This is a genomic window from Flavimaricola marinus, from assembly GCF_900184895.1.
In the GTDB taxonomy this organism is placed as follows: Bacteria; Pseudomonadota; Alphaproteobacteria; order Rhodobacterales; family Rhodobacteraceae; genus Flavimaricola; species Flavimaricola marinus.
Genome location: NZ_FXZK01000028.1, coordinates 1 through 12,950, shown reverse-complemented (window position 1 = coordinate 12,950; position 12,950 = coordinate 1). Strand labels below are relative to the sequence as shown.

Genomic DNA, 12,950 nt, shown 5'->3' with positions numbered 1-12,950 from the left:
ATTGAGAACTCATAGAAAAGCGCGCCTTGCGCCACCTGCCTTGAACCCATCATCGCCATGTCCTCCACTCTCAAATCAAGTGAATCAGGACTAGATCATCAGATCAACGGACTTTTTCAACAGTATCCGGACTTTCCCGACATTGGCTTTTGGCCATGTTGCTGGCGCAGCATTGCTTTGCATATACAGCAAAACTCTTGCTGCGATGCGGCTCAAGTCAGCCGAGATCATTGCAGCCTACGATGCGATCCGGCCGGATTTCGCGCAAACAGGATCGCCAAGGCTTGCGGGTGGGCTGAATATCGGCGCGCAGCTTCACTACCAGCTTTCAACCGATCCAACCCTGCGGGATAGGACGGCCCAGATTGTCACCTACCCGCAGTATTGGGGGCACCGCCTGACAGGTATTGCCGCGACGGATGTGACATCAATCGGATGCCACACCGATCTTTGGTCACCGCGCGAAGGCGTGTTTTCAACCCTGCCTGCCGCCCTTGCGATAGAAGGTAAAATCGCCCGAGTTCGCAAATCGACAGAGGTTCTTGGAACGATCCTACCCGACATTTCTCAGGCCACATGCCTGCCTCTCAACACCCAAGTAAGAGCTGGAATCCATGATTCAAACGCATCGCTCTACCCGCATATCCTGACCCAAACCGGATCGTTTTCGGTCGTCTCAACAGGAACGTGGGTCATCGTGATGTCTGTTGGCGGGGATGACGCGCCCCTTGATCCGTCTCGTGATACCCTGATTAACGTCAACGCCCGTGGGCAAGCCGTGCCCAGTGCGCGGTTCATGGGCGGGCGCGAATATGAGATCATCCAGCAAGGCCATCCCTCGTCCCCGTCAGACCTCGATATCGCGGATGTTCTGGCATCCTCGCTCATGATCCTTCCATCTGTCGATCCCCGCACCGGCCCCTTTCAAGGGCGGCAGATGCAGTGGAGCGGAGAAGAGCCGGACGTAGGTTCGGGCCGCAGATCTGTCGCCCTGTCCTTTTACCTCGCTCTGATGACCGAGACGTGCCTGCAACTGACTGGGGCATCGGGCCCGACAATTGTCGAAGGTCCGTTTGCACGAAATGCAGAATTTGTTGCTATGCTTCAGGCAGCGACCGACCGTCCGGTTCTTACGAGCGACGCTGCGACCGGAACCAGCATAGGTGCCGCATTGCTTATGGGGGGACGTGCCAACCTGGTCCAACCCGTAAGATCCAAAGACGCAACTGGCCTTGCCGCCCTCAAGGCCTATGCGGCAAAGTGGCGTTCAAACCTAGACTAAGAGGCGCGGGTTTATCGCCCGCGCAGCCAACCCAACGTGTCAGCGGTTGGACCGTTTGGTTTGTATTCCGCCCCCAAGGGCTTGTCGTAGCCCAGTGCGCTGATCACATTGAAAACGTGGTCGTAATTCACCTCTCCGGTAGCGGGCGGCCCACGGTCCGGCACGGACGCGAATTGAATATGCCCGATGTATGGCATCAGATCTGCCAGTTTGTGGGTCAGGTCACCTTCCATAAGCTGCACATGGTAGCAGTCGAACATGAGCTTTAGGTTGGTGGTGTCTATGGTGTCGATCAGATCGACCGCCTGCGTCGTCGTTGTCAGGAAATACCCCGGCGCGTCATAGCGGTTCAGCGGCTCGATCAGGATCGTGATCCCGTGCGGTTTGGCCTGTGCGCAGGCGTAGGCGAGATTGGCGGCAAAGGTGTCATGGGCCTCCGGCCCGCTGGCAAATCCAGCCATGACGTGGACCGCTTTGCACCCGATTTCGCTGGCGTATGTGATTGCTTGGTCAATTGCGGCCTGTGCATCGTCTACGCGACCCGGCAATGCGGCAAGGCCGTTTTCACCTGCGGACACGTCGCCGCGTGATGTGTTCAGCCCCAACATTTCCAGCCCGGCTTCGTCCAACGCCGTGCGCACATCCGCCGACGCCGTTCCGTAGGGCCAATGACATTCGACCGCATCAAAGCCAGCGTTTTTTGCGGCTCGTATGGCGTCGGGCAGCGGCAGATCGGCCCACAGAAAACCCAAGTTGGCGGAAAACCTCATGCCTCCCACTCCACATCGAATGTCGTCACAAGCCGCTCCACATCCCCGTCCGACAGCCCGAGCGGCGACAACCCGCGCGTCATCATCGCCAAGCGTGCGGTGTCTTCGAGTTCTTCAATTGCGTTGCAGGCGGCTTCGATACCCTTGCCTGCAACGACAGGGCCGTGATTGGCCAACATCACCGCAGAGCGTTTGCCAGCGAGCCCGCGCACAGCGTCCCCCATCGCCGGATCACCGGGCAAAAAGAACGGCAGCAACTTCACACGGCCCAGTTTCATGATGGCATAGGGCGTCAGGCGCGGGAGAAAATCGTCCGCATTGGCGTCGGGCATCATCGACAAAGCAACAGAATGGCACGAATGCAGATGCACAACCGCCCCCGCCGTCGTGCGGGTATCGTAGAACGCCGAATGCAGCGGCATTTCTTTGGTTGGCGGGTCACCGTCGATCAAGGCCCCCGCTGGATCAAAACGACTGAGCCGCGCAGGATCAAGCCGCCCGAAACTTGTCCCTGTTGGGGAAACGAGAAGTCCCCCATCGGGCGTGCGCGCAGAAATGTTGCCGGTGCTGCCCCCTGTCAGCCCGCGATCAAACATGGACTTGGCAAGCAGGCAGATTTGCTCTCTGAGGTTGGTTTCGGATGTCATGCGCGCTCCAACTTGGCTTGGGCATCCATGAAGAAGGTTTCGCTGCCGAAGTTTCCGGATTTCAGCGCCAGTGCGATCTGTGCGCCGTCTGAAACGCAATAGGTCCACGGCACACCGGGAGCGATTTCGGTGGCGATGTCCAGTTGGGCGACCTTTAGGGCCGTGGTCACCGCGCCCGATGTTTCACCACCTGCCACGATGATCCGCCGCGCACCTGCATCGCGTGCCGCCACGGCGCAGGCCGCAAGGGTTTGTTCGATCAAGGCCCCCACTTCGGCCACGCCAAGTTTGGCCTGCGCGGCCTTGACGCTTGCGGGGTCGGCGGTTGCATAGATCAACGGGGCCTCGGTCAAATCCTGCTTGGCGAGCCAATCAAGAACGGCTTGCGGGCCCGTCTGCGTGAGCGTCAGCGGATCAAGTTGACAGGCGGGCGCGCCCGTCGCGATGTAGGATGCCACCTGCGCATTTGTCATTGCGGAACAACTGCCCGACAGGACGATCGTCTTTTGATCAATGTCGTGAACGGCTTGTTTGGGCGCATCCGCCGACAACAGCCCATCGGCCAGATACAAGGCAGGCAACGGCATCGCCACGGCGGACCCGCCCGTCATCAGGGGCATATCGCGGCAGGCGGCTGCGACGGTTTCAAGGTCGGCGTTTGCAACGGCATCGACGACCACATGCGCGGTGCCGTCGCTGCGGTGTTGTGCGAGGCTGGCCTGCACGGCGTCGACACCCTTCGCGACGGTCAATCTGTTGGTCAGCCCGACAGGCTTGGTCACCTGTGGCGCAAGCAGGCGCATCAAGTTGCTGTCGCGCATCGGGGTAAGCGGGTGATCCTTCATCGGGCTTTCGGCGAGGGGCTGCTGGCCTACAAACAGGTTCCCCATAAAGATGGATCGGCCATTTTCAGGGAACGCGGGGCAATAGATTGTCTGATCCGTGCCCAGATCTCGCATCAGCGCCTCTGCAACAGGGCCGATGTTTCCGTCGGGCGTGGAATCGAACGTTGAGCAGTATTTCCAAAAGAACCGGGCTGCCCCGGCGTTTTTCAACCACGTGAGGGCCGCACGGGTTTCGGCGATGGCCTCTGCTACTGGGGCGGTGCGCGATTTCAACGCGATAACCTCGAACGGGCTGGTGTCTGAGGGCGGCTGATCGGGCACACCGATGCGCAAGGACACCCGCATACCACTGCGCGCCAGAAGCCCCGCAATATCTGTGGCACCTGTGAAATCGTCAGCGATGCAGCCTAGTATGGTTCCGGTCATGTGCGTGCCTTTTCGAACCCAGCCCACAGGTCCTTAAATGTTTCAAAATCGACGGGTCCATCATTAAGCGGATCAAGAACCACTGCTTCGGCGGCAATGAGCCGATCAATTGCTGCGTTCAGCAATGGCAGAACCTCTGTAGGAACGCAGATCGCGCCGTGTCTATCGGCGTGAACCAGATCACCCTGCTCGACGCGCATTCCAAACACGGTGACGGGCGTTCCGACATCGCGCACATGGACAAATCCGTGGCTGGGGCCCACTGATCCCGCCAGCACAGGAAACCCGTCGGGCATATCTCCAAGATCGCGCATCACACCGTTGGTTACCGCTCCACCAAGTCCAAAGACGTTCTGGTGAACCTGCGCATGAACCTCGCCCCACCACGCACCAAGGGCTGCTTCACCATCCATGTCTTCGATCACGGCGACACCGGGGCGTGGACCATCGTTCATCGCCTCGAAATAAGCCATCCGACGGGCGCGAATATCCTCAGGCGGGTCTGCGGGCGGTATGACCCCTGCAATGCGGGCGGTGCGCGCAAACCCGACAATGCGGTCGTCAGGTTTGCCCGACCACTCAACAGTGCGATGGGTGAAACCGTCAAACCCGCGCTTGCCTTGCGCGACTTCGATCGCGTTGCACACGGTCGGAGTATCGCAGGATTGCAAACGCGTGATCAGGGTGTTGATGTCAGTTGGCGTCATTTTCGACCTTTGTGGAATTGGTTACGGCTGTCGCGCAAGCTATCGGGTCTTCCAACAGTGCAAAATGCCCCAACCCCTCAAGTGCCACAAATTGGCCATCGGGGGCCGCTTGGGCCGCTGCTTTTCCGTAGTTGGGTGGGGCGTTTTTATCTTGCGCGCCCGCTATGGCAAGAACTGGCATATCGGCGCGCGCCAGCGCGGGCACCGCACCAGGACGCGTCAGCGCCAATCGGGTTTGGGCGTCTATCATATCCGCTGCCGTGTCAGCCATCTGGTAAATCATTGCGCGTGTCTGGTCAGGGGTCGAGCCAAAAACCTCGGGCGCACGGGCAGAGAGCGCCGCCGCTCCTCCGAGGGCGTTCACATCTTTCGCCAGACCATGACGGTTTTCGGCGTTGGCTGGATCATCGGCAAAAGGATTTACGCCAATAAGGATCAAACGATGGGCGGACATGCGATCTGCGTAATGCGCGGCGACAATCGCTCCGAGTGAAAACCCACACACGACCGTATCGGGGGGCAAATCCCTAAAGATCGGCTCGTAGTCTTCGATCTTTGGCTGATCAAGCAGGACATGCCGACGATAAGACGTTGGCACCTTCAGAGCATCAAGCAAGCCCTCAAACACGATTTCAGTGCAAAGCGTTCCGCCTAGCAAGACCCAAGGTCGACCTGCTAAATCGTCAGTATCCATTTTGCGCTGCGACTTCGGGGCTGGTATCTTCGAGGGTCATGCGGACAGCGTCGCGCATGCTGCGGCTTAGGTGGGCAAAATCATTGCCCGGGGTGACAAGCCGGAACCCCTGCGCGATCCGGCTGCGTGCCTCATCGCCACCACTGCAAAAAACACCGACTGGGATACCGCGACGGGTGGCTGCATTCAGCACGTGAAGCAAGGCCGCTTCGGATTTCGGACGAGGATGCCCAACGTGGCCGTCAAGCGCGAAAGCCATGTCGTTGGGACCAAGATAAACCATATCGACGCCCTCGACATCTAGAATTTCCTCAATCCGGTCAACGGCTTCGGCGGTTTCGATCATCGGGATCGCCATAACTGTTTCATTGGCCTGCGCCACATAGTCCGGCCCGCCAAAAAGCAGCCCGCGCGATGGACCGAAACTGCGATTGCCAAGCGGCGGATAGCGGCACGCATCAACAAGCGTCTTGGTCTGTTCAGGGGTTGAGATCATCGGGCAGATGATGCCGTAGGCACCCGCGTCCAACAGGTGCATGATCTTTGCCGGATCCAGACCAGGAACGCGCACCATCGGCGTGGCAGGTGTCGCAGATATGGCCTGCATCATCACCAGCGCATCCGCGAAATCCAGCATGCCGTGCTGAAGGTCAACCGTGACCGCGTGGACACCGCTGTGCCCAACACCTTCGGCGGAATAAGCTGACCCGATCGACAGCCAGCCGTTTACGACAACCTGTGAGGCGGCAAGACGGGTGCGGACGGTGTTGGCGCGCATTAGCTTGCCCGCCCATAGCTGGGCAGAAGGCTCGCCTTGGCGACAAAGCCGCTTGCGTCAAGGCCAAGGCCCGCTTCTTTTGCCGCGGCTATGACTTCGGTCGCAAAGACGGGCCGTTTGCGGTGATCGCCGTTGAGAACGACAAGCACTTCGGTTGCAGTGTCGCCCGTCGCCTTCAGGGTGCGCATGGCACCAGCGGGAACCGAATACGTGTCCCAAGCGTTCACTTGCACCGACGCATTGCCGCCGTCTATGTAGTCCAATTGCAATTGCCCTTCATGCATCATCAGCACCATTTTCTCATCGACCATGAACGGACCGACCGACTGGCCTGGTTCAATCCTTAGCCATTCGGCTGAAAACTCATGCGCATTGCTGATTGGCGCGGCATGATCACGGTTCTGCGTCATACCAAGGCCGATCACCGGAGCAATCTGAGCGCCACCTGTTGGCAACACTTGATCAATGAAGGCAGGCCGGAAATCACGCGCATCAGACGCGACAATCCGCGACATCATTTCGCTCCGCGATACATCGCGGAGGGCGGCAACGTCTTCATCCGGCATAGGTGGGATGCGACCGCTTTCAGGTGGGACTTCATCACCGCGCGAGGTGTCGATCAGGCGGTTGTCGGACGAGATATAAAGACCATAGTCTGCGGCTTCGCGGATAATCTCGGGGTGGAAGATGACACCGCCGGTGTTGTCACCACCCAGGATCGTAAACAGCCAGCCGTCGTCGGGGCCCGCGTTGGTGAATCCGCGGAAAATCCATGTCGGAACGGATACAATATCGCCCTTCTTGCCATTGATTTCGTTTTCGCCGTTTGATCCCCAGCGGAACGTCCATTCGCCTGCCTGAACGATGAACACTTCGGCGGTGAAGTGAATGTGCAGGTTGTTTGTGATCCCGTGGGGCATGGCCGCCGCGCCGATGTTGAACCCATGCGCTTCTGGCAAGTTGATGATCTGATCGTCCGACGATGTGACGCCCGGGCCGATGATGGAGTAGTTTTCCTTGGTGTCCGATCCAGGCTTCTTGCAGTCGATGAAAGCGACCGTGCAGGACACATAGTCTTCGCGCTTGATGTGGCGTTTGTCAGCGATATCTTGGGTAATGGGGGGCATTGTCATATCCTTTTTTCTTATCTCAGCCGTTCGCCGGATGCGCGATCGAACAAATGGAACCGTGCTCCATCTTTTGGTACTAGGTGGCACGGTGAATCGATATCTGCCTCGAAGTCCGCGTGGCCGCGTGCGCAGACCGATGTGGGGCCGTTGCGCAGGGTGACCAATGTGGATTCACCCGTTAATTCCAGCGCATAAAGCTTACCACCAATGGCGGCGTCGGTATCCTGTGTAATCTCAAGCTCTTCGGGGCGAATACCCAGCACGACGCCGTCGCGGTCACCAAGATCAACCGGCACCTCAACGCCGTCCGTGCGGAACACACCGCCCTTAACGGCACCGTCAATCAGGTTCATCGACGGCGACCCGATGAAGCCTGCAACAAACAGATCGGCTGGTTCGGCGTAAATTTTCTTGGGCGTGTCCAGCTGCACAATACGGCCTTCGCGCATGACGGCCACGCGGCTGGCCAGTGTCATGGCCTCCATCTGGTCGTGGGTGACGTAGACAGTGGTGACGCCAAGCTCGTGGTGCAGGTGTTTGAGTTCGGCCCGCATCGTGACGCGAAGTTTTGCGTCCAGATTGGAGAGTGGTTCGTCCATCAAGAAGATCGAGGGCGTGCGCACGATCGCACGCGCAAGCGCGACGCGCTGGCGTTGACCACCCGACAGCTCAGATGGGCGACGTTCCAATAGCGCGTCCAGTTCCACCTTTTCGGCGGTTTCCATGACGCGATCCTTGCGTGACGCCTTGTCCATACCCCGCAGTTTAAGGGGGTATTCGATGTTCTGGCGCACAGTCATATGCGGGTAAAGACCGTAGTTCTGGAACACCATGGCGATGTCCCGATCCTTGGGCGGTTTGTCGTTGATCCGCTCTCCTTTGATCATGATGTCGCCTGATGTGATGTCCTCAAGACCTGCGATCATACGCATCGTCGTGGTCTTACCGCAGCCAGAAGGCCCCAGCAGCACAAGGAATTCGCCATCGTGAATGGTCAGGCTTTGTTTCGGGACGGCAAGGAAATTGCCGTATTTCTTCTCGATATCGACAAGACGGACTTCGGCCATGTTTCGTTTCCTTCTATTTGACCGCGCCGGCCGTCATGCCGCGCGTAAAGTGTTTCTGGATGAACAGGGCCATGATGAAGATCGGGACGGTGATCATAACACCCGCCGCTGACATCAATTCCCAAAGGTCGCCACGTTCGGTGCGGAAGCTGACCAAACCGACAGGCAGGGTCACAGCGTCGCGCCGCGACAAGATCAGCGCGAACAGAAATTCGTTCCACGTCAGGATGAAGCAAAAGATCGAACTGGTCATGATGCCGGGTGCGGCCATGGGCATGACGATATCCTTGATCACCCGCAGGCGGGAGGCGCCATCAATCATCGCGGCCTCTTCGCTGTCGGTGGGGATCGCGTCGATAAAGCCTTTGATCATCCAGATCACGAAAGGCGTCACGATCGCGAGGTTGACGATGATCAACGCAAGTCGTGTGTCCAGCATGTCCAATTGGCGGAACATAAGAAAGAACGGCAGCACGATCACCACGGCAGGGATAAACTGGGTCGACAAGATCAAGAAGAACAGGAACTTGCGCCCTTTCACCCGAAACCGAGAGAACGAATAGGCCGCCAGCGCCGCACATGGCACCGCGATTAGAACCGTGACAGTCGCCACAATGACCGAGTTCATCACCATCGAGCCAAGGTTCCACGGGTCCGAGAACACGGTGACGAAGTTCTGCAACGTCGGCTCAAAATTTAGCGACAGCGAATAGGCATCGCGGGGCTGTTTAAACGCTGTCAGGAACATCCATGCGATCGGAAACAGGAGCACGACAGAGATGAGGGTTAGCAGGGCGCGTTCGCCCAGATATGCGAGCGTCTTTTTCATGCGGTTGCCATCTTTCTTTCGCTCAGCAGCATGCGGACATACCAGATTGAGATGAACATCATGATCGCCGTCAGGATCCACGCCAGTGCAGAGGCATAGCCCATGTCGAACCAGCGGAAGCCAACGTTGAAGATGAAATAGGCGAGTGTTTCGGTCGATGTGCCGGGGCCGCCGCCCGTCAGTGTGACGACCTGGTCGAACATTTTCAGCGCAAAGATCGTTTTCAGAACGGCCATTACAAGAATCACACCCCGCATCTGAGGCAGGATGATGCCAAATACGATGCGCAGGTTGGATGCGCCATCAATGCGGGCGGCTTCCTCGGTTTCGCGCGGAATAGAGGCAAGGCCGCCAAGGCACATGAATGTCATGTAAGGCGTCCAGTGCCAGACATCCGTCAGGACAAGAATGCCCATCGCCAATTGCGGGTCAGCCAACCACGGCACGCCCTGCAGCGCGGGAAACACGGCACCCAGACCATTGGCGAGAACGCCGAATTCCGGATTGAACATAAAGCGGTAGCTGACACCGATCAGCGCGGGGCTCATGGCGAAGGGCAGGATCAGGATAATCCGCGTAAAGGTGTGCATCGGGCCTTTGCGGCGCAGCAGCAGGGCCAGTGCCATGGCCAATACGACAGTCAGTGCCACGCTGGTTATGACGAAAATGAACGTCACCCAAAGCGAGTTCAGGAACTGGCTTTCACTGGCGGCGTAAATGTAATTGTCGATGCCGACAAAGCCCTCGGGCCGACGGCTCTTGGTGAGGTCCCAAGCGCGAAACGATGTGATGAAGGAATAGGCAAGCGGGTAGATGGTTGTCGCCAGCACGATGATAAAGGCGGGCACCAATAACCAATAGGGTAAAAGCCGGTCTTGCACGGGGTCACCTCGTCTCGTTGGGGGATGGGCAAAATAGGGCCGGACGACAGGTGCCGTCCGACCCTCGGGAGGTTAGCGGATAGCCGCAATATCCTCGGCAGCTTTGTCGAGCGTCGCCTGAACATCTGTGGCTTCACCGGACGCAAGGCTAGAGATCGCCGTCTCAAGGATCAGAACGATGCGCGGCCAGTTGTCGCCAAACTCAACGCCGTCCGCTGTAGCCAGTGCATCCGCCGCGGCTTGGTGCATGCCGCCCCAACGCTCGTTGACTTCTGCGTCCGTCAGGTTGGACATATGAACGGCAACGACCTCGGACAGATCAGGATCCATAAGCACGTCGCGCTCAAGCGCCGGATCGGTCAGCCAACCAAGGAATTCGGTCGCCGCATCCTTGTTTTCGGATTCTGCGGTGACACCAAAGATCCACGTGTTGGTGAACGTCGTGCGGTCTGCACCGGCGACCGATGGCAGGGCCGTGAACCCGATCTGATCAGCCGTCAGCGTGGATTGCTCCGGATCACTCAGCTGTGAACGCACCCACCACCACACGGGCAGCATGGCGGAATTGCCCTGCTTGAAGCTTGTGACGGCATCCTGCTCGACAAAGACTGCGGACCCTGCCGGCACGATTTCTTCGGCCAGATAGCTGATATACGTCTGCGTTGCGGCGACACCGGCGTCAGAATTGAAGATCGCGTTGCCATCTGCATCGAACAGATCGCCACCGTTGCCCCATAGTAGGTTCATCCAGACCATCAGGTTCTGGCCGTTCAGTTTGCCATAAGGCAAAGCAACACCAGCCGCATCGGTGTTGTCCTGGATCGCTTTTGCGGCCGTGACCATTTCTTCCCATGTCTGGGGCGGCTCAACACCGGCCTCTGCCAACAGGTCGGTGCGATAGAACATCAACTGGACGTGGCCACGCACGGGCAAGCCAATCAGCTCGCCATTCAACATACCGTGGCGCAGGTGTGCAGCCGGGAAATCGCTCAGGTCTGTGCCTTGGGCTTCGATGCCGGGCCCGATCGGTTCCATCAGCATCTGCAACGAGTGAACCCACTGATCCATCACGGACACAACGTCATAGTCGCCACCGGCCACCATCTCGGTCGTCAGGGCCTCTTTCATGTTGGGGAACGGCACGTAGTCGTAAACGACATCAATGCCGGTCGCCTCTTCAAACTCTGCAAGTCGGGCTTCATGGGCCTCGAACTGGCTGGATTTCACAGCAAGCACTGTGACGGTCTGACCTTCGTAAGGCCGCCCTTCCGTTGCTTCCCATGCCAACGCTTGCGCGCCGTAAAGTGATGCCGCGATTGCAATCGCGCTGGTGAATAGTTTCATAGTTTCCTCCCTTAACTGCCCCATCGTAAGCGGATCACTTCAATTTCGTCAATAAAATTATTGATAATCTGTAATGGACAGAATTTTAGGACATGCTAAGCTGTTTTCATTGAATGAAACGGAACCGATAGAATGAATGACACTCTGACAACCGATCTCGAGAACGATGTCATTTTCGGCGTCTATGCCCCTGGGAGCAGAATCATTGAGGACCGCGTCATGGAGCGACATGGCGCAAAACGTAACGCCGTTCGAAATGCTTTTGCTGAACTTGAAGCTCGTGGCCTCCTTGTTCGCCGCCCAAACCGCGGTGTCGAAGTCGTGGACTTCACACCAGACGAGGTTGACGCGCTCTATGATGTTCGCATCATTCTGGAAACAGCCGCTGCCGAACGCACAGAACTTCCCTGCAATGACGAAATCACAGCTAAGTTGGAGGATATCGCGCACCGCCATGCGACAGCTGTCAAGGAACAGGACTTCCGTGCAGTATTCTGGCTCAATCAAGAGTTTCACGAGGTTCAGTATTCGTGCTGCGGCAATCCGAGGCTGGCAGAGCTGATTGGCAAACACGCCCGAGCGGCCCAGCCCATCCGCGTGGTCAAATACGAAGATGCGGCCCATATGGAACAGGTCGTCAGCCAGCACTTCGACATCATCGCGGCCTTGCGTGGCAAGTCACAAGACGCACTTGTCGCCGCGGTGCGCGCGCACTTGCCTGCATCCGCCGAGGCCTATCGAACCCTTTACAACCGCCGCTTCGGAGCAGGCGCCCGTACCGCATAGAGCCGCCCTCATTCCGAAGGAACATCAGTCAGAGGATATCTGAACGAAGGCAACCTCGGGTCCTCCCGTTGCTGCAATATTTTTTATGGCTAGGACTGATCCCCATTTTTTGCATCGAAGGTTCCAAAGGCAGACATTTGCCCAGTTGCAGCCAAAAGGCGCTTTTCCCGCGATGTGTAGATTTGACATCTGATCTATGTTGCAACCTGCACAAATGACGGCATCGCCCGCCGCGCCGCGGCATCGGATTTTTCGCACCCGCCGCAAGTTTCACGCTGCGTGCGCTCGCAGCGAAAAATTCAAATTTACACAATGGGCTCTGAGTCAGATTTCGCCGCGCTTTCAATGAACGGCGGCTTTGAGCTTCACGTAGGATTCTGCCACCTCCGGCATTGGATTCCTAAGTGGCCCGACTTGATGTGACCACAATGGCATTGCCGTTTACGGCGCCACTCTGGGTGATGTAGCATCGACCCAGAGTACAGTCGGAGAAAGCGCAATGGATCCAACGGATAAGGAAGGGCCGCACCTCGGCACCGATGAGCAAGGCGAGTCTCGGATGAAACGGAAGCGTTGCCAATTTGCGGTGCGCGTTGCAGACATGCCCGATGACCTTGGAAAGCTTCTGGATATGGGCCTCGAGGAGCATTTCCGTGGCTGCTGAAGCGAATGCTTATGACGCGTGGTTTCGCGTGAAGGTACAGGCCGCGCTTGAGGATGCACGCGGCGGGACTTCACAGGTTCAGGTAATGCAGGCCGCGCAG

General features: G+C 58.0%; 14 protein-coding genes. 3 read left to right on the top strand and 11 right to left on the bottom strand.

Annotated features, from left to right (window positions below; genetic code table 11):
- Positions 1–205 precede the first annotated feature (205 nt).
- A complete protein-coding gene (locus LOM8899_RS22555) occupies positions 206–1,282 on the top strand; it encodes an acetate and sugar kinases/Hsc70/actin family protein (protein ID WP_245820729.1) in 1,077 nt (358 codons plus the stop codon).
- An 11-nt stretch (positions 1,283–1,293) separates the two neighbouring features.
- Here LOM8899_RS22555 and LOM8899_RS22550 read toward each other — a convergent pair whose 3' ends face one another.
- From LOM8899_RS22550 to LOM8899_RS22500, 11 genes are all read right to left on the bottom strand, one after another.
- On the bottom strand, positions 1,294–2,052 hold the full coding sequence (locus LOM8899_RS22550) for a hydroxypyruvate isomerase family protein (protein WP_093994480.1): 759 nt from the start codon (positions 2,050–2,052) through the stop codon (positions 1,294–1,296).
- Complete coding sequence (otnC, locus tag LOM8899_RS22545; protein WP_093994479.1) at positions 2,049–2,699, bottom strand: 3-oxo-tetronate 4-phosphate decarboxylase; 651 nt, start codon at positions 2,697–2,699, stop codon at positions 2,049–2,051. The genes LOM8899_RS22550 and otnC overlap by 4 nt, the downstream gene beginning before the upstream one ends.
- Positions 2,696–3,970: a 3-oxo-tetronate kinase gene (otnK, locus tag LOM8899_RS22540; protein WP_093994478.1), complete on the bottom strand. Its 1,275-nt coding sequence runs from the start codon at positions 3,968–3,970 to the stop codon at positions 2,696–2,698. Before otnK ends, otnC begins: the two co-directional genes overlap by 4 nt.
- Positions 3,967–4,677, bottom strand: coding sequence for an RraA family protein (locus LOM8899_RS22535; protein WP_093994477.1), 711 nt, complete (start codon positions 4,675–4,677; stop codon positions 3,967–3,969). The genes otnK and LOM8899_RS22535 overlap by 4 nt, the downstream gene beginning before the upstream one ends.
- Positions 4,664–5,371 carry an alpha/beta fold hydrolase gene (locus LOM8899_RS22530; RefSeq protein WP_093994476.1) on the bottom strand — a complete coding sequence of 236 codons (708 nt, stop codon included), beginning with the start codon at positions 5,369–5,371 and terminating at the stop codon, positions 4,664–4,666. Before LOM8899_RS22530 ends, LOM8899_RS22535 begins: the two co-directional genes overlap by 14 nt.
- Complete coding sequence (locus LOM8899_RS22525; protein ID WP_093994475.1) at positions 5,361–6,149, bottom strand: HpcH/HpaI aldolase family protein; 789 nt, start codon at positions 6,147–6,149, stop codon at positions 5,361–5,363. Before LOM8899_RS22525 ends, LOM8899_RS22530 begins: the two co-directional genes overlap by 11 nt.
- Positions 6,149–7,366 carry a cupin domain-containing protein gene (locus LOM8899_RS22520; protein WP_211096265.1) on the bottom strand — a complete coding sequence of 406 codons (1,218 nt, stop codon included), beginning with the start codon at positions 7,364–7,366 and terminating at the stop codon, positions 6,149–6,151. Before LOM8899_RS22520 ends, LOM8899_RS22525 begins: the two co-directional genes overlap by 1 nt.
- The gene (locus LOM8899_RS22515) at positions 7,294–8,346 is read right to left on the bottom strand and encodes an ABC transporter ATP-binding protein (protein WP_093994473.1); all 1,053 of its coding nucleotides are present in this window, start codon (positions 8,344–8,346) and stop codon (positions 7,294–7,296) included. The genes LOM8899_RS22520 and LOM8899_RS22515 overlap by 73 nt, the downstream gene beginning before the upstream one ends.
- 13 nt (positions 8,347–8,359) lie before the next feature.
- The gene (locus tag LOM8899_RS22510; protein ID WP_093994472.1) at positions 8,360–9,175 is read right to left on the bottom strand and encodes a carbohydrate ABC transporter permease; all 816 of its coding nucleotides are present in this window, start codon (positions 9,173–9,175) and stop codon (positions 8,360–8,362) included.
- On the bottom strand, positions 9,172–10,023 hold the full coding sequence (locus LOM8899_RS22505) for a carbohydrate ABC transporter permease (protein WP_133065098.1): 852 nt from the start codon (positions 10,021–10,023) through the stop codon (positions 9,172–9,174). Before LOM8899_RS22505 ends, LOM8899_RS22510 begins: the two co-directional genes overlap by 4 nt.
- A 105-nt stretch (positions 10,024–10,128) precedes the next feature.
- A complete protein-coding gene (locus LOM8899_RS22500) occupies positions 10,129–11,400 on the bottom strand; it encodes an ABC transporter substrate-binding protein (RefSeq protein WP_168770644.1) in 1,272 nt (423 codons plus the stop codon).
- Between the two features lie 132 nt (positions 11,401–11,532).
- Here LOM8899_RS22500 and LOM8899_RS22495 point away from each other — a divergent pair, with 132 nt between their 5' ends.
- Together LOM8899_RS22495 and LOM8899_RS23960 are read left to right on the top strand one after the other, a co-directional pair.
- Positions 11,533–12,186 (top strand): GntR family transcriptional regulator, encoded by a 654-nt coding sequence (locus tag LOM8899_RS22495; protein WP_093994469.1) that lies wholly within the window; start codon positions 11,533–11,535, stop codon positions 12,184–12,186.
- A gap of 608 nt (positions 12,187–12,794) precedes the next feature.
- Positions 12,795–12,950, top strand: a 156-nt coding sequence (locus LOM8899_RS23960) for an antitoxin PaaA2 family protein (protein ID WP_370739410.1), incomplete at its 3' end; no start/stop codon positions are given.

What these genes read in the sequence shown, in the direction of transcription:
- LOM8899_RS22495 (WP_093994469.1), top strand. Translation starts at nt 11,533, where the DNA reads ATGAATGACACTCTGACAACCGATCTCGAGAACGATGTCATTTTCGGC.
- LOM8899_RS22525 (WP_093994475.1), bottom strand. Translation starts at nt 6,149, where the DNA reads ATGCGCGCCAACACCGTCCGCACCCGTCTTGCCGCCTCACAGGTTGTC.
- LOM8899_RS22530 (WP_093994476.1), bottom strand. Translation starts at nt 5,371, where the DNA reads ATGGATACTGACGATTTAGCAGGTCGACCTTGGGTCTTGCTAGGCGGA.
- LOM8899_RS22510 (WP_093994472.1), bottom strand. Translation starts at nt 9,175, where the DNA reads ATGAAAAAGACGCTCGCATATCTGGGCGAACGCGCCCTGCTAACCCTC.
- otnK (WP_093994478.1), bottom strand. Translation starts at nt 3,970, where the DNA reads ATGACCGGAACCATACTAGGCTGCATCGCTGACGATTTCACAGGTGCC.
- otnC (WP_093994479.1), bottom strand. Translation starts at nt 2,699, where the DNA reads ATGACATCCGAAACCAACCTCAGAGAGCAAATCTGCCTGCTTGCCAAG.
- LOM8899_RS22550 (WP_093994480.1), bottom strand. Translation starts at nt 2,052, where the DNA reads ATGAGGTTTTCCGCCAACTTGGGTTTTCTGTGGGCCGATCTGCCGCTG.
- LOM8899_RS22515 (WP_093994473.1), bottom strand. Translation starts at nt 8,346, where the DNA reads ATGGCCGAAGTCCGTCTTGTCGATATCGAGAAGAAATACGGCAATTTC.
- LOM8899_RS22500 (WP_168770644.1), bottom strand. Translation starts at nt 11,400, where the DNA reads ATGAAACTATTCACCAGCGCGATTGCAATCGCGGCATCACTTTACGGC.
- LOM8899_RS22535 (WP_093994477.1), bottom strand. Translation starts at nt 4,677, where the DNA reads ATGACGCCAACTGACATCAACACCCTGATCACGCGTTTGCAATCCTGC.
- LOM8899_RS22555 (WP_245820729.1), top strand. Translation starts at nt 206, where the DNA reads ATGCGGCTCAAGTCAGCCGAGATCATTGCAGCCTACGATGCGATCCGG.